The 17,401-nt window shown below is 43.8% G+C and carries 14 protein-coding genes; 3 read left to right on the top strand and 11 right to left on the bottom strand.

Going from position 1 to position 17,401, the window contains the following annotated elements; all coding sequences use genetic code 11:
- Positions 1–177 precede the first annotated feature (177 nt).
- The 11 genes from ftsZ to ACTXGF_RS16155 all read right to left on the bottom strand — a co-directional run bounded on the left by ftsZ (position 178) and on the right by ACTXGF_RS16155 (position 14,205).
- Positions 178–1,383, bottom strand: coding sequence for a cell division protein FtsZ (gene ftsZ / locus ACTXGF_RS16205; RefSeq protein ID WP_057761433.1), 1,206 nt, complete (start codon positions 1,381–1,383; stop codon positions 178–180).
- 266 nt (positions 1,384–1,649) lie between these two features.
- Positions 1,650–2,942 carry a cell division protein FtsA gene (ftsA, locus tag ACTXGF_RS16200; RefSeq protein WP_057761435.1) on the bottom strand — a complete coding sequence of 431 codons (1,293 nt, stop codon included), beginning with the start codon at positions 2,940–2,942 and terminating at the stop codon, positions 1,650–1,652.
- A gap of 164 nt (positions 2,943–3,106) precedes the next feature.
- Positions 3,107–3,895, bottom strand: coding sequence for a cell division protein FtsQ/DivIB (locus ACTXGF_RS16195; RefSeq protein WP_443534602.1), 789 nt, complete (start codon positions 3,893–3,895; stop codon positions 3,107–3,109).
- Between the two features lie 377 nt (positions 3,896–4,272).
- Entirely contained in the window at positions 4,273–5,265 is a 993-nt protein-coding gene (locus ACTXGF_RS16190; RefSeq protein ID WP_443534604.1) for a D-alanine--D-alanine ligase, read from the bottom strand.
- Between the two features lie 23 nt (positions 5,266–5,288).
- Positions 5,289–6,728, bottom strand: a complete 1,440-nt coding sequence (murC, locus tag ACTXGF_RS16185; RefSeq protein ID WP_443534606.1) for a UDP-N-acetylmuramate--L-alanine ligase — start codon at positions 6,726–6,728, stop codon at positions 5,289–5,291.
- A 68-nt stretch (positions 6,729–6,796) separates the two neighbouring features.
- Entirely contained in the window at positions 6,797–7,882 is a 1,086-nt protein-coding gene (gene murG, locus ACTXGF_RS16180) for an undecaprenyldiphospho-muramoylpentapeptide beta-N-acetylglucosaminyltransferase (protein ID WP_443534608.1), read from the bottom strand.
- Between the two features lie 296 nt (positions 7,883–8,178).
- Entirely contained in the window at positions 8,179–9,150 is a 972-nt protein-coding gene (gshB, locus tag ACTXGF_RS16175; protein ID WP_443534609.1) for a glutathione synthase, read from the bottom strand.
- Positions 9,151–9,215: 65 nt separating this feature from the next.
- Entirely contained in the window at positions 9,216–9,929 is a 714-nt protein-coding gene (gene pyrE, locus ACTXGF_RS16170; RefSeq protein ID WP_443534611.1) for an orotate phosphoribosyltransferase, read from the bottom strand.
- Between the two features lie 62 nt (positions 9,930–9,991).
- Positions 9,992–11,026, bottom strand: a complete 1,035-nt coding sequence (locus ACTXGF_RS16165; RefSeq protein ID WP_443534613.1) for a hypothetical protein — start codon at positions 11,024–11,026, stop codon at positions 9,992–9,994.
- Positions 11,027–11,113: 87 nt separating this feature from the next.
- Positions 11,114–11,953 carry an SDR family oxidoreductase gene (locus ACTXGF_RS16160; protein ID WP_443534615.1) on the bottom strand — a complete coding sequence of 280 codons (840 nt, stop codon included), beginning with the start codon at positions 11,951–11,953 and terminating at the stop codon, positions 11,114–11,116.
- Positions 11,954–12,042: 89 nt separating this feature from the next.
- A complete protein-coding gene (locus tag ACTXGF_RS16155) occupies positions 12,043–14,205 on the bottom strand; it encodes an Lnb N-terminal periplasmic domain-containing protein (protein WP_443534616.1) in 2,163 nt (720 codons plus the stop codon).
- Positions 14,206–14,356: 151 nt separating this feature from the next.
- Between ACTXGF_RS16155 and ampD the strand changes: the two genes are divergently transcribed.
- The 3 genes from ampD (at position 14,357) to ACTXGF_RS16140 (ending at position 17,399) form a co-directional block, all read left to right on the top strand.
- On the top strand, positions 14,357–14,986 hold the full coding sequence (ampD, locus tag ACTXGF_RS16150; protein WP_443534618.1) for a 1,6-anhydro-N-acetylmuramyl-L-alanine amidase AmpD: 630 nt from the start codon (positions 14,357–14,359) through the stop codon (positions 14,984–14,986).
- Between the two features lie 112 nt (positions 14,987–15,098).
- Positions 15,099–16,649 carry a murein biosynthesis integral membrane protein MurJ gene (murJ, locus tag ACTXGF_RS16145; protein WP_443534619.1) on the top strand — a complete coding sequence of 517 codons (1,551 nt, stop codon included), beginning with the start codon at positions 15,099–15,101 and terminating at the stop codon, positions 16,647–16,649.
- Positions 16,650–16,778: 129 nt separating this feature from the next.
- Positions 16,779–17,399, top strand: coding sequence for a nuclear transport factor 2 family protein (locus ACTXGF_RS16140; protein ID WP_443534621.1), 621 nt, complete (start codon positions 16,779–16,781; stop codon positions 17,397–17,399).
- Positions 17,400–17,401: the final 2 nt, after the last annotated feature.

Here is a 17,401-nt window from a genome sequence, read left to right as displayed (position 1 = left end):
GACCTACCTAATGCTATAAAACAACGAGGCTCATATACGTTTCGATAATCATATACATATAGATTACATAGAAAATTGTCATAATTTTCCTTATCGCAAATGCTTCATCTTTCCTTAAACACAAAAAAGCCAGCGTCAAAACGCTGGCCTTTTCTTACTCACAGTAAATTAGAAGTACTATTTATTCTGTTGACGCTTTAAATAGTCTTGAATACTGTTTGTTTTAGTCTTAGGCTGCTCTTGAGGTGCACTTGCACTAGGACGTGCAACGCTATCTTGATACTGCTGAGCTTGAGACTGCTTCTGACTGTTTAAAGCGCTGGTATGCACATTAGGATCGACAGGTTGCGTGCTATTAACAGAAGGTACTGGCTGCTCTACTACTTCTGGCTCTTGACCTGCGTTTTCATCTAACGTTAAGCCAGTTGCGATGACGGTTACATGTAAGTCGTCACCCATTTTTTCATCAATCACAGAACCGTAGAAAATGTGAGCGTCGTCGATATCAGTAATTTCTTCGACTATTGCACTGATTTTGCTCATCTCATCTAGTGACAATGACTCTGAAGAAATAACGTTAACCAGTAGACCTTTTGCATTTTCTAAACGCAAATCATCAAGTAGTGGTGATCTGATGGCTTTTTCAGTCGCTTGACGCGCACGATCATCACCGCTGGCACGACCAATACCCATCATCGCATGACCTTTCGCAGTCATTGCCGTACGGATATCGTTAAAGTCAATGTTGATCATACCTTCGCTAGCGATGGTCTCGGCAATACCTTGAACGGCATGCAGCAATACATCATCCGCTTTTTTGAAAGCATCTTGCATAGAGATATTGCCGTATACACTCATCAACTTATCATTTGGAATCGTGATAATTGAATCAACAAAGTTAGTCAGCTGCTCAATACCTGCTTTAGCAGCTTTGATACGCTTACCACCTTCGAATTTAAATGGCGTAGTCACAACCGCAACTGTTAGTACTTCCATTTCTTTCGCAATACGAGCAACAACTGGCGCTGCGCCTGTACCAGTACCGCCGCCCATACCAGCAGTGATAAATACCATATCTGAGTGCTCAAGCAATGCGCGAATCGCTTCTTCTTCGCTCTCTGCTGCTTCACGACCCACTTCTGGATTTGCGCCTGCCCCTAGACCACGGTTCGTTTTTGCACCCAGTTGCAGTTTGTGCGGTGCAGTAAGACGATCTAGCGCTTGTTTATCTGTATTGGCACAAACGAACGTTACACCTCTGATGCCTTGTTGTACCATATGTTCAACTGCATTACCGCCGCCGCCACCAACACCGAATACAGTGAAGCTTGCTTGGCCATTGTTTTGAAGCTGATTATCATCTGGCATGGTGTATTTTGACATAAAAAAGATTCTCCAGTTGCAGATAGCGTGTAAGTCGATACATAGTAACGCACTCATGTGGCGCGCTATCGACATACTATATATAAATGTATTTAAATAAAACAGGGTATGGCTAAAATCGATCAGTATAGACAATAATATGTCATTATCACTTAATACTTTATTTTTAAAACTAATTTATTCGCAATGTTACTTTATTTTCTTGCTTAACCAACTTAGAGACATTCCATAATGTACGGATGCTCTAGATATGAGGTTAAACAGATCTATAATATTTTCTTTAAAACATTTGCAAACCGTTGACCCGCACTCCGAAATACACCTGATACTCGATTGTTTTGAATCGCTTCAGGTTCGCTTTTTTCGCTACGGCGGAATTGCTCACTTTGACTATATAGCAATGTGCCAAAAGCTGTCTGATAAGCACGGTCATTCACTTGACTATTTAGTAGCTTAAACGACTCATCATTATCAAAATGATTATAAGCACTGATAGCAGGATGAGTATTGGTCAGTACGACAGGCATTTTTAGTAGCTTCTTGGCAAAGGGTATCATACCTTTAATCGTACTACCGCCGCCAGTCAACACAATCCCTTTATCGATATAGCCTATCAAACCTGCTTCGTGTAATTGACGCGCTACTTCAGTGAATATCTGAACGTAACGAGCCTCAATGATTCGTGCCAAGTTATAGATGCCAATATTGATTTCGTCGCCCGATCCTTGAGGCTTGAATAAAAAGAAGGCGCTTGGGTCGACACTATTAACATCAGCTGTACCATGAGACTTCTTCAGTTTTTCAGCTTCAATCATAGAGATACCAAAATCAGCTGAAATATCCATCGTCACTTCATGACTGCCTGTTGCTATACAATGTGTAAAAATCAGCTTATTTTCTTTATACACACAGATGCTGGTCGTACTAGCGCCGATATCGACCAAGCAAACCCCTTGCTGGCGTTCCTCAGTCATCAAACTATACTCAGCACTGGTCACTGCATCGAAAACAATATGATCAATGCCGACGTCACAACTTTGCAATAGTTTTTGGATATTCTGACGGCTGGCAACAGGCATCATCATCATGTGGTACATCACAGTGATATTGTGTGCCATCATCTCGATGACATCATCCACCATAAAATCTTGCTCATCAACATAGATACCTTGCTGACAGCAATGCATCAAATAATAGTCAGATGACAAATCACGCGATTTTGCATTGGCCAATGCTTGTACCATGTCTTTGGCACGTACCACTTCATCTTCTACTTTGACTTCTCCAGCACTATTTTTGCTAGATAATTCAGGAGTCGCAAGCGTTAACCAAACACTATGCACACGGCAGTTAGCGGTGTCTTCTGCTTCTTGAATGGCTTGCTTGATAGCACCTTGCAGACGTTCACGATGCTTTATTTGACCTTGATAAAAATCGCTGTTTTTAACTTGTCCTACGCCCAAAATACGAATGTCTTTTGCAGAGACAACATTGCCTATGACGACATATACTGCCGTGGCACTTAGATGGACAACAACCAGATTTTCATTATTTTTCATGGTACCAGACAAATTATCGCTAAATAGAAGAGCAAGTGATGATCTTCTATTAAATCATTAAAAAAAGCGTTACTAATACGCTATGATGTTGTACATATTTTCTTCAAACTAAATAAACCGTATTAACTTACATCGGTTATGCATAGATGTAATACTTACTTAGGCTATTCTGATTCAGCACTCTGTGTCACGTTCCAAGCGATGGTAAAGCCATTTTTATATCGTAAATCTACAGACTGCATGTCATCTCGACGCGTACTTAACTGATTACCAAGCAGCTGGCTTAAATTCAGTAGTTTTTGTGCCGTATTTTCATTGTCTACAATCACACGTAGCCCATTGTCAAAGCGGATTAACCAAGTCATTCTCGGTGACAGAATGATATCTTCGACCTGCATACCAAGCGGTGCATACCAATCATTGACCTGCTGCATTTGTTGCATAATAACTGGTGCTTGAGACATCTCACCCTGTAAGGTTGCAAAACGCTCTTGTGTTAAATCCCTACTATCAGCAGGAACAAATACCGCCCCTTTTGCATCGACCAAACGTTCTGTACCAAAATTAGCAACTGCTTGCTTGGGTAATGCATTGACGACGATGCCGCGTTGCCAATCACGAGAGATACTCACTTGGTCTACCCAAGCTAAGCCCATCGTAATGTCGCGCAATGCTTGCAAATCAGAAGTAAAAAAGCTGCTTACTTGTTGTTGTTCCATCACGTCTTGTAATGAGCGATATTGATCAGCAGACAAACCTTGATTACTGACATAAATATTTGCTGGCGGTGCATCACGCAGCGCTTTGCCGCCCATCATTAATATTAGCACTAGCAAACCTAAGACCAGTACCATAAATAGATACTTTACCGTTGCCGGTATTTGGAGCTTAGATTTTGGGCGACCGGCTTTATCACTCATTAAGTCAGTTACCTCGTTGACAGTTTGAGCCATAACGACCTTTGTCCCTATATTTGCATAAAACTGATCATGCTATTTATTGATATAAATCTGCGTATTTTTGGCAGAAGCTTATTAAGTCGATATGTTATCAAATTTTGTTAAAAATATAGCTTATATACAACGATTACGTTGATTTAAACGTAACATTTTTCTTAAATTATGAATAAGTTATCAGTTGTATTCACAAAACAACATAAATATCACCGAAATAGACCTATTCTTACAATATTAACGTATTTTATGGTTAAACAATAGCCAAACACCAACCAACAGCAGCGAATTTACACAAGTTTACATGAAGCTGTGGTATAGCAGCTCTAGTGACACAAAGAGTCATCACTATCTGCTCAGTCTAGTTGATTTGACAGTTATAGCGTTTGTGCCAAAATATGCCAGCATAGTGCATCAAAATCTAGTCCACGAGCTTTGGCCGACATCGGAACCAAACTATGACTTGTCATACCTGGTACGGTATTGATTTCAAGCAACCAAAAATTGCCTGCTTCGTCTTGCATGGCATCGATACGCCCCCACCCTTTTGCATCTACTGCACGAAATGCTGCAAGGCTTAAATCTTGCAAGTGCTTTTCATCAGCAGCACTCAGTCCACAGGGGATATAGTAACTGGTATCGTTACGATTATACTTAGCTTCAAAATCATAGAAGTTAGTAATGTCAGCAGGCTCAAGGCGAATAACTGGATAGGCTTCGTCATCGATAATCACAATCGTAAATTCGCGACCTGTAATCCAGCGCTCAGCCATCACCGCATCACCACATTCCACTGCAGTTGCATAAGCAGCAGGCAGTTCGTCAAGGTGGTTGACCTTGGTCATGCCAATACTTGAACCTTCATGAACTGGTTTAATAATAAGTGGCAAACCTAGCATGTTAACCACTTGCTGCCAGTCAGTATCAGCCGTCAATAATGAAAATGGTGCAGTTGATAAGCCGCAGCCTTGCCACAATTGCTTGGTACGTACTTTGTCCATGCCTAATGCAGAAGCTAGAATCCCTGAACCAGTTTGCGGTATATCAAACCACTGTAATACGCCTTGCAACAAGCCATCTTCGCCGCCTCGACCATGCAGCACATTAAACACGCGGTCATATTTGCGTAGCTCAATGATGTCTTGGTGCTTTGGATCAAAATGAGTGGCATCAACGCCTTGGTTTTGGAGCGCTTGCAATACTGCCGCACCACTGTCCAAAGACACGCTACGCTCATTGCTACTGCCACCATAAATAACGGCTACTTTGCCAAACTGACTGGCGTTTTTTGTATGAGTCGTCGTGTCTAAAGATGTATCATTGATAGCTGCATTTTGAGTGCTATTATTGTCTTTATTATCAGTTGTCATGAGGATCGTCCCTAAATTTTAGCTTACTTAATATAAAGGTTATTGGCAGCCAAATCGATAGCAATCTGCCCGACATTACCAGCGCCTTGGGTAATCAGCATGTCGTTGGCTTTTAACAAACGCTGCATAACAGGGGCTAGATTGTCTTTATCAATAATAGTCGGTTCAACTTCACCGCGCAAACGGATACTGCGCGCTAGTGACTTTGTATCAGCGCCCGTAATCGGACTCTCACCTGCTGAATAAACATCTAATAATAATAGCTCATCAACACTCGATAGCACTTCTACAAAATCATCGTAGCAATCACGGGTACGGCTATAACGATGCGGCTGAAATAGCATCACTAAACGACGATCAGGGAAGCTTTGACGAGCCGCTTTGATGGTCGCATCGACTTCTTTTGGATGATGACCATAATCATCAATTAATAAGACATTGCCATCATCGATGTCGACAGAGGCATGCTGCTCAAAACGACGACCCACACCTTCAAACTTTTGCAGAGCACGCTCAATCGCTGCATCATCAACGCCTTCATCGGTTGCCATCGTGATGGCAGCAAGGGCGTTATAGACATTATGTGTACCAGGGATGTTCAACGTCAGGCGTAATGGCTCACGGTCACGGCGCAATACGGTAAAGTGTGTCTTGGTTCCTTCCGTTACCAAGTCTACAGCTTGTACATCATTGAACGGCTCAAGACCAAAGGTCAATACTGGACGACCGATATCATCAATCATTGCATATAGTTCAGGGTCATCACCGCAGACCACTGCCAAACCGTAAAACGGCATGTTTTGTAGAAACTGGATATAAGCAGCTTTTAATTTATCAAAGCTGTTTTCGTAGGTTTCCATATGGTCTTGGTCGATGTTGGTCACAATCGCGGCCATCGGATGCAATGACAAAAACGATGCATCAGACTCATCAGCTTCTGCTACCAAGAAACGGCTGCTACCCAATGCCGCATTTTTTCCTGACGCATTTAACTTACCGCCAATAACATAGGTAGGATCTAGCTGTCCCTCTGCCATCATCGTGGTGAGCAAACTCGTCGTTGTCGTTTTGCCATGCGCGCCAGCAACTGCGATACCATGACGATAGCGCATTAGCTCGCCAAGCATATCGGCGCGGCGTACTACCGGCAGACGAGCTTCAAGCGCTGCTTTTACCTCAGGGTTGCTACGATCAATCGCTGATGAGACAACGATAACATCAGCATTGGCAATGTTTTTGGAGTCATGGCCAATCGATATCTCAATACCGATTTGCTGTAGACGTTTAGTCACCAAGCTTTCTACGATGTCAGAACCACTGACCTGATAGCCTTGATTGTTCATTACCTCAGCGATACCGCACATGCCTGAGCCACCAATACCGATAAAATGCAAATGCTGAATGCGGCGCATTTCTGGTATTTCAATCAAACGCTTAGGTAGAGCTTTCGCAGAGGTAGGCATAAGGATCTCTCTTTATTAAAGGTCAATAAAATTTGGTAAATTAAAAATGATGAGGTATAGATTACAGACTATAGCGCTTGCCAAATGATATCAGCAACTTGCTTACTCGCACTACGGTTGGCCAATGCGTGGCCTTTTTTTGCCATCGTTAAGCACTTCTCTCGATTGAGTACGCCAAGCTCATCACTTAGACTTTTGGCAGTTAGCTCTGACTGCGGCAATAGAATTGCCGCATCATGCGAGGTCAGCGTGCGCGCATTAGCCGTCTGATGATCATCCACTGCATGCGGTAGTGGTACAAAAATAGCGGCGATGCCGACGTTTTGAATCTCGGTCACAGTCAACGCACCTGCGCGGCAAACAATAATGTCTGCCCAGTTATAAGCTGCAGCCATATCATTGATAAAAGGCTGTACAGTAAACTGATGGTTGTTTAGGTCTTGTGCGCTATAAGCCGCTTGCGTGGCTGCTTCATTGTTGCGTCCGCACTGGTGTAGGACTTCAAATGGCTGATTTAGTAATGCTAATGCTTTTGGTACTGTATCATTTAATACCTGAGCACCGAGTGAACCGCCTACTACCAACAGTTTAAGCGGTGAACTGTCATTTACATCGTAGCGTACCGTTGGCTCTGCGACACCAGTAATGGCGTTACGCACAGGATTGCCCACTGTCTCAAGCTTGGCATCTTGCTGACTATTAGCAAAGGTATTCTCGAACGCTTGTAACGTTTTGGTCGACAGTTTAGATAGGTAGCGGTTACTCATGCCAGCGATGGCATTTTGCTCATGGATGATCAAAGGCGTATTAGTCATACGCGCAGCGATACCGCCAGGTGCAGTGACATAACCACCGAACCCAACGACCACATCAATCTGATTACTGCGAATCACTTTTACGGCTGCCATCGTCGCGGATAGCAGAGTCATTGGTAACTTTAATAGTCGACCAACGCCTTTACCACGAAGCCCTTGCATATTAATAGCATGAAAAGGATAGCCCGTCGGCTCAACCAAGCCGTTTTCCATACCGTTTGGCGTTCCCAGCCAATGAATTACCGCACCGCGCTGGGTCAACTCGTCGCTCACTGCAAGCGCTGGAAAAACATGCCCGCCAGTACCAGCTGCCATCATCAATATATGCGGTGTTTTCATGAACGCCTGCCTATCTTTACTTTATTTATATGAAGGGTTTATCTCACTGCTGCGGTAGCAATTATGAAAAATAATGACCTAGCAAAAGCCCGCATAGTATAGAGGAAATCATTGTCTTATATACAGTACTTTATGCAGCAAAAATAACAAAAATCCAAGCCATGATTGGTCACAGCTTGGCGTCGTGTAATACTAGTAAACGGTAAGAAAACCCAATGACTAACAATACCTCAAAATATGGGTTTTACGTAGTCAAAATATTCCTGAACTCAAAACTTTCCTGAGTATAGCTAAAGCTACGCAGTAAATTTATTCTCAATCGCCATGATAAAATCGGTTGCGATATCTGTACCGCATTGGTCATCAATCTCACGTACGCATGTTGGGCTAGTAACGTTAATCTCAGTAATACGTCCACCGATCAAGTCTAGACCAACGAACATTAGGCCTTTTTCTTTGACGATTGGTGCCACAACTTCTGCTACTTGACGTTCAATATCAGTCAATGGCATGGCAACACCGCTACCACCAGCTGCTAGATTACCACGGGTCTCGCCTTTGGTTGGAATACGAGCCAAACTATAATCTACCACGACTCCATCGACGATCAATACGCGTTTATCGCCCTCTTTGATTTCTGGCAAATAACGCTGCGCCATGATGGGCAGAGTCTCAAGCTCAGTCAGTATCTCTAACGTCACTCCGATGTTTGGGCTATCAGCAGTTAAACGAAAGATGCCAGTGCCGCCCATACCATCTAATGGCTTGACGATGACGTCCTGCTGTTCAGCGATGAATTTACGAATGTGTGCTTGTTTGCTAGTCACAATCGTTGGGCTCATATAATCGCTAAACCACGTCGCAAATAACTTTTCATTGCATTCGCGAATCGCTTGTGGATCATTGACCACGAGCACGCCTGCTGCTTTGGCATGGTCTAGCATATAAGTGGCATAGATAAAGCGCATATCAAACGGTGGATCTTTGCGCATCAAAATCACGTCATAGGCGCTGACTGGCCCTGTGCTTTTATCACCCAACGTATAGAAATCTGCAGGATCACGCTTTACTGTCAGTGGCTGCGTATCGACCATCAACTGACCACGGTCCAACCACAAGTCATGAATCTGACAATAACCAAGCTGATGACCACGGTCTTGAGCGGCCCACATCATAGCGAGACTGGTGTCTTTTTTATAATTGACACGCTCGATAGGATCCATAATAACGAGTATTTTTAGCGGTTTTTCTTGTTTTTGTTGGCTCATGATAAGACTCACTTACGTTATATTATTAGTATGAAACAAACTTATTAAACAACGTCGTTGCCCAACTATACGCCGTACTGCTCACGGTAGTGTTGCATTTTAGCTAACTGGGTCGCGTCTTTATGCTGGCCGTTTTGTGCACCATGGTCATCGGCCAAATAACTGATCAAATCATCGATATCGACCAATGCACGTACAGGCACTTTTAGTGTCGCGGCAAGCTCTTGGATAGCAGAGTGCTCGGCTTGACCTTTTTCTTTACGATCGAGTGCAACAATAATACCAGCAACGCGTGCGCCTGCTTGCTCTAGAATCTCGACCACTTCGCGCATGGCTGTACCCGCTGTAATGACGTCATCAAGTACCCAAACTGCTTTGCCGGTTACGTCAGCACCGACCAAATTGCCGCCTTCGCCGTGAGTTTTTGCCTCTTTACGGTTATAGCCCCACTTGGCGTTAATACCATGATGTAACCATAACGCTTGCGCTGTCGCTGCGACAAAAGGAATACCTTTGTAAGCCGCACCAAAGATGACCAGCTCTTGCTCATTATCGCCGTTATGTGCACTCATTTGTTCAGCCAAGGCATCTGCATAACCACGTGCTAGTAACGACAACATCTCACCAGTCGCAAGCAAGCCTGCATTAAAAAAGTACGGACTGATACGACCAGACTTTAGGACAAACTCACCGAATTTGAGCACTTGGTTGTCTAGAGCCAGTTGGATAAATTGATGAGATGAAAATGTAGGGTCTTGAGGGCGTGTTACATGAGACATTATGACATTCCTATCAGCAAAAAGAGGGGACAAAAAATTTGCATTATTGTACGCATTATTGATCAGCTTGACCAACCATTGATCTCATAATCCTGCATATTGGCATAGCGAGTCAACAAACCACTCCGCGACGAGATATTAAAATAGCTCTGTCCATCTGCTCGGACTTGTATCTCCCAGCCCAAATGATAAGCGGCAACAATAATGTGACCAACAAATAGTCGAATCTGACGATATGCGTGGCGCTGCGATGGCTCACAAACGATCTGACTGAGCAAATAGCTACGCACATGCTGGCAGATTTCTGCGGCGCTATAGCTATGATTGATACTCTTACGGGTACTACACTGCTTTAGCGCATGGACGGCCACGCTACATGCCATAATATCTGTGGCCAAACTGCCCTCGCCTGTTTCAAACTGCTGCGGTTGTAGTATCACTTGCCAATCGTCGGCATACAGACTGTTAAGCAGCTCATCAGGATTATAACGTTTGGTCAATGCGCGCATAGACAATGCAGAATTTTGAGCCTTGCTGTCATTATTTGAGTCATTGTCTGAATCGTTATCTGATTCAACCCCTGTAGCGCTATCGGTAGGCAAGAACCCATAACGGTTCAATTTTGGATAAGCGCGAATCGCCTGTTGAATATCTGACATATCTAATAATGTCATATCTGATAATGTCGATATTAGTGGCTGCTCACTGTGATTCTGATAAAAGCTATCCGGCAATTCGATAAGCTGTGCCGCATTCAGCAATGATAAATGCTCAGCCAACGCTTCTGAGGCTATCAGCGACCATTTCGATAAGCTGTCTGCATTGGGCTGATAGAACCGACTCGAGTTACCGTAGAGCCTGCGCAGTTGACCATTTAGGCGACGAGCAGGCTCAGGAATATCACTTAATGGTCTGGCAGGGTCAAGAGGAGATTGTTTGGGATCAAAGTTAGGATGTACGATCGCAGGTTGCTGCGAATCAGCTAATATAGACGATTGCTCAGCCTTTTTTTGGACGTGACCTTCTGCTAGCTGCCCGCCCTCTGTTGCCAGATTAGCATGAGACAAACGGTCATCAGAAGTAGAAGGCTGGGACATGAAATCTCCATAGACTATAAAATATGAAACAAATAAAAACGATTATACCGAGGGCTATTTTATTCTTTAGAAATTAACTCTAAAGGCTTACTCTTGATGATTTAAAATATCTTGGTAGCCTGTCTGCCAATCAGCATAATCAAGCCAAGCTAACGGAATGTTGCTGTGCAAGCGTTTTCCTGTCACTGAGGTTTTTGTATTATCAATAGTAGGAAGTGTCTCGCCAACCTGCTCACTAAGCCAAACCCCTAGCTCAAACGTAGTAACAGGTCGATAGTCCGTCGCTAGATAGACAGACTTTGGTGTCTCTATCGTCAACACTTTGGCGATGATATTGACCAAGTCGCGATCCATAATGCGATTGCTCCAATGCTCAGCTGGCACTGGATCTTTATTTGGCTCACGAGCCTTACGTAGTCGCATTAAGCGCTCGCGCCCATAGATACCACTAGGGCGAATAATAATGGCTTTATCACCAAAGCCTTGTTGCAGCGATTGTTCTGCTTGCAATATAAATTTCGAGGCTTCACGCGCAGGCGTAACAGGTGCAGTATGCTCATCAATCCATTCGCCATTATCCTGACCATAGATACCAGTAGAAGAAATGAATACCACACGCTCAAGTTTGGTGATCTGTGGAGCAAGCGTTGCTAAATGCTGACTAATCGCTAGATAACTGTCGTGATAACCGCTGGTCGAATACTCATCAGGGGTGACGATAATCGCAATATGAGTAAATGCTTGTAGCTGCTCAGCCGTCAAAGTCAACGCATCAGCCTGCAAAAAATCTGCACTATCTATCAAATCATAATGGTGGCGCTCACTACGAGCCAGCCCAGTCACACAATAGCCATCTTGGGCAAGTTTATTGGTCACTGGCAGGCCGATATCACCTTGTCCAATAATTAGTAAATTTTGCGTACTCATAAAGCATGTTTTCCTTTATACAACTTCTGTTATACAAACATGACAGCGCTTAGAAGCCATTTTGTTTAAATTAATGCCTGAATCCGTGATTAAAAATACCGTCTGTACGATAGCTGTATATCATCATTGGCGTCGATACGATCTTGCCATTCGTAATTAGCATTGATACGTAGTGCTTGTTTTTTATCAATGTCGTATTGCAGACCTAGGCTTGAGATGGGTTGCCAATAATAACCACGGACGTTGGTATCATCGCTGCTGCCATGATACCAATATGGCAATTGCAATTCAGCTTGCGCGCGTAACTGATTGTTAATCTGGTAACGGCAGCCTGCATTGATACCTGCGCCTAGACGAAAGCCTTTATTGATACCACGTCCTACTTGCCCCGTACCTGCCAAAAAGGTATAGCACAGTTGCGGCGGCATCTCACCAGTACCTGCAGCTGGTGTACCAAATGCCCATGACCAGCCTTTTTCGTAACCCACGCTACCGACCAAATGATCCGTACCTACCTCTTGCGATCCATCGTTTACTCGCGTCGCCTCAATACTGGCGCCCCAAGTATTGCCTTTGTTGGCTGCATTGACTGGATTAAAAGAGCGGCCTCGAATCAAAGTAACATTTTGCAAGACCACACTATCTGGCTGATTGGGATTATTATCATCTGTGTCATACAGTCGTAATGTCGCAGCCAGCCCTTCTAAGTTGAAAAACTGTGGATACCCTGAGGCGTGGTCAAGCGTATCATGAAACCCCGCTCGAAACCCAATATCTATATAGTCATCGTCACTACGCTGCCCTATACCTATCGTGCCCAATTGTAGCGGATGCCTGTCTATCGGATTATTATCCGATACGTCGATTTGACGCTTGAGTAGTGTTTGCCCATCAGCTGACATGCTCGATACAGGGTTGAGCTGCGCAGACTTAATCTCATTCACGGTTTGTTTGGCGCTATTATGATAGCCCAACTGCGCGCGCTGTTGTTTTTCCTCATTTAGCTGATTTTGACGTAAGGTATTATCAGCAGGCGTATAAGTTTTACTTGCCAGCAACTGCTCGTCATTTAATAACTGAATCACGTCAGAAGGCACGACGGCGTAAGACAGTTGGCTCAGTAAGTTTTGCTGCGGACGGACCACATCAATAAGACGCAGAATCTCAGAAGCACAATTGTCCGTGGTAAAGTAATACGGCATCTTTAATGCTTTGGTTTCCCAAACGTGACGCATAATCTGCTGCACTTCCGCTGGCGTCAGACTCAACTGATATGTCCACGTATCACGTTCATCATCTTGCAGGTATTTCGCTAGCATCTCTGGATAAGGATCAATTTCGATAGCGCTGTTGTAACTACCAATCATTGACTTAGTAGCATAGACTGGAAAACTGTCGTTTGGATCACCGTCTACCGTATAGTTCAGCGCATAAGCCTTATCAATTTGGTTTGGATCGGCGATACTCGCTTTTGAGTCAATGCGTAACAGCGTATGAGCAAACGCAGAGAGCGGATTGTCCAAATATTCCTGCGCAAACATGATAGATAGCTGCTCAGGCGCTAATGTCGACATCCACTCATCCAGCTCTGGACAATCAACTTGTATCGTTGTGTCGTCAATATTCAACGTATCAGTCAGCCATTGTACTCGCGCTGGGAAACGGCATAAGACAGAATTATCATTGGTAACAGTTCTTGCTTCGTCGTTATCAGTCGCTGATGATGATGCCAACTCTTTTGCGAGTGCCACAAGCATCGCATCTAACTCTGCACCTGAATCTCGTTGACCATTTTTACTTAAAAAAAAGCTCGGATCATCAACCAAACTCTCGGTTTTCTTTTTGCTGAATACACTGTTTTTATCATCGTAAAAATATAATAAACGTCGCCATGTTGTATGCTGTGCCAACTTGCCTGTTTTTACTTGTTGACGCCATCTCGATAATAGCTGTTCTGTCGCTAAGCCTGATTCAGATAAAGTACTATTTTGAATATTAGGTTCAGCACTATTAATATTATCCGGCTCGGATAATGCATTTGAATTAGAATAAGTAGGTGCTGTGCTAGTAGGTGCTATGCTAGATGCCTCAGGTGACAATGTATCTGATTCAAGGACAGAGAGCGGCGTTGGTAAAAACGCCTGTGTTTGAGCCGAGAGCAATAACCCTGCTACAGCTAATGGCAGACGTGCTCGCAGGCCAATGGTCATTAGCGTACAATCGATAGGTATGGACGTCAGTTTTATAGACATGAGTTAAAATCTCGCACGTTATTATTCATACGCTATCAGCGTTATTAAAGTTTCTGGGTCAAAAAACCAAACACGTCGCCCACTATCGTTTAGCTATTTAGATAGATTATCTATCACACCATTATCAATACTAGTATAAAAAGAGAGTATTATGCCCGTATTATCACCAAACTCAGCATCTACCTCACCAATGTCCATCAAAGATGGTCTACTATCAGCAGCCACTTGGCTAGCCTCACCCAATTACAATGTAAGGCCAAAAGGTTTAAGTATTGACGCCATCGTCGTACACAATATCAGCCTACCACCGAATGAATTTGGTGCCTGCGACACTAACGGTACGCATTACGTGAAAGCATTATTTACCAATCAATTGGACTGGGATGCTCATCCTTATTTTCAAACAATCAAAGGCGCAGAAGTATCAGCGCATTTACTTATCGAACGTGATGGTGCTATCACTCAGTTTGTCAATTTCAACGAACGGGCGTGGCATGCTGGACGGTCTAGCTACTTAGGTCGACCTGAATGTAATGATTATAGCATTGGCATTGAGCTTGAAGGGTCGGATTTTGTGTCCTTCACTTCTGCTCAATATGAGCAGCTAGCCAACGTAATTGCCGCCATCTATAAGGCCTATCCCAAAACACGTCGCCACTTGACAGGCCATAGCGATATCGCGCCTGGGCGTAAAACTGACCCTGGTGAGTATTTTGAATGGGCAAGGTTGCGCCAGTTAGTCGCTGATGCAACGAAAAATGGTGTACCGCCACATAAGTGATTTCCACACTCAATCCATTTATCTCAATGGTGAAAGTGATATAATTCGTCAGTTTTTTATCCATATCACATCAGCACATAACTCCATATACAACTTGGCAAGATAGGTTCTCATGGCAAAAAGTCGGTTATTTCGTTCAACCATGGTGGTCAGTAGTATGACCATGTTATCGCGTATTTTAGGTTTGGTACGTGATGTTGTATTGCTAGGGGTTTTTGGCGCAGGTGGTTTGATGGATGCCTTTTTGGTCGCTTTCAAAATCCCAAACTTCTTACGACGACTGTTTGCAGAAGGTGCGTTTAGCCAAGCTTTCGTGCCAGTACTGTCCGAATACAAAGAAAAGTACAGCTTACAACAAGTGCAGATTTTGGTCAGTCGAACCTCAGGTGCATTATTGCTAGTGTTATCGATGCTGACGGTGGTGGTTATCTTAATCGCACCTTGGGTAGTGACGTTGTTTGCCCCTGGGTTTGCCGATCAACCCAACAAATTTGCCATTACCGCTGAGCTGCTACGTCTTACTTTTCCATATTTGCTATTCATCTCTATGACAGCCTTTGCCAGTGGTATTCTGCAAAGCTACGGTCGTTTCGCCGCACCTGCTTTTGCACCAGTTCTATTGAACCTATGTATGATTGGTGGTGCGCTGATTTTTGCGCCGATGTTTGATACGCCCATTATGGCGCTTGGCTATGCCGTTGCTATCGCAGGTTTGCTACAATTCTTGATTCAACTGCCGCAGCTTTGGCAACAAAAGCTGCTTGTCGCACCAAAGATTGATTTTCAGCACGAAGGCGTTCGTCGAATTTTAAAGTTGATGTTACCTGCTATCTTTGGTGTTTCTGTCACTCAGATCAATTTACTATTGAACACTATCTTTGCCTCGTTAATGATTGGCGGTTCCGTCTCTTGGCTCTATGCAGCTGAACGTATGAGCGAGCTGCCATTAGGTCTAATTGGCGTGGCGATTGGTACCGTCATATTACCAAGTCTGTCAAAAAGCGAAGCTCAAAAAGATGATGTCAGTTTCAAAAAAACCATCGACTGGGCAGCACGTCTTATCATCTTAGTCGGTGTGCCCGCCTCGGCTGCCCTATTCGTACTGGCAGATGTATTGATGCAAGCGCTGTTTTTACGCGGTGAGTTTACCTTACGTGATGCCCAAATGAGCTCACTGGCCCTACGTAGTATGGCAGGTGGTATCTTAGGATTTATGCTTATTAAGATATTTGCCCCTGCGTTTTTTGCGCGTCAAGATACCAGAACCCCTGTCAAAATCGGCATCATCTCTGTCATCGCCAATATGATCTTTAGTGTTATTTTTATCGGGATATTTTACTTCTTAGAGATACCGCTACATGGTGGTCTGGCATTGGCTACGACTGGCGCGGCTTTTGTAAACGCAGGCTTGCTATATTACTTCTTGCACAAGCGTGATATTTTCCGTTTCGGTCCGCATTGGAAAAAGCTGTTTACGCAGTTTGCTATCTCGACTGGCTCTATGATTAGCGTGCTTTATTTTATGCTGCCTTACTTCCCTACCGATCAGGCTCAGTGGCAACGTATCGTCGCACTGATTATTATGTGTGCCGTCGGAGCGCTAGTTTACGGTGTGGTATTGCTAGCGACTGGGTTCCGTCCGCGTCAGCTAAAGCACGGCTAGGATAAAATATAAGCAAACTCATGGCAGGCTTACGAAACCAAAACAAGCCTGTTATGAGAAATGACAATGCTCGCTGCTGATAATTGTCATAATAGATCATTAATGAATAAATGACATTTGAGGTTTGATATGACAACGAAACAGCCAATCTTCCAGCGCTTACCAATTTTGCTAGCAACTGGTGTACTAAGCACTGGATTATTTATTAGCGGTTGTAGCAATAATGAGTCGGAAACTGCTACCGATAATGAAGATGTGGTAGCGACTGTGGATACCTCAGAAGACATCACATTAGACAATGATACGACTGACCAAGCAATGACCGATGACAGTGCTAGCGAAACAGGCAAAATTACAGATGGCACTGAAGATAAGACAGCGATTGATAGCAACAATATTAATCCAGTTACCGATGCGCCTAAACAGAAAAGCCTAGTGACCAATCCGACTCAAGCCGGTACGCCAGAGGATACTGTCAAGCAAGCCCTAAACAGTTTATATTACGGTGACGTGAAGGATGCAGCATCATACTACCAAGTCGATATGGCAAACTTCGAAGAAGAGCTTGCCAATACCCAGACTGCGTTTCAGCAAACGGTGGATGGCGTTACGATTACTGATACCAAATATAATGATGATAAAACTCGTGCCACCATCACTGGCGAGCTGATGCTAAAAGGACAGAGCGAACCTGCATCACTGACCTACCAGCTACAGAAGATAGAAGGTCAATGGAAGATTTTAGGTTAGAG

Source organism: Psychrobacter sp. 1Y6 (assembly GCF_052258385.2).
Classification (GTDB): domain Bacteria; phylum Pseudomonadota; class Gammaproteobacteria; order Pseudomonadales; family Moraxellaceae; genus Psychrobacter.
Note: the sequence above shows the minus strand (reverse complement) of the source record. Positions and strands in the feature narration are given on the sequence as shown.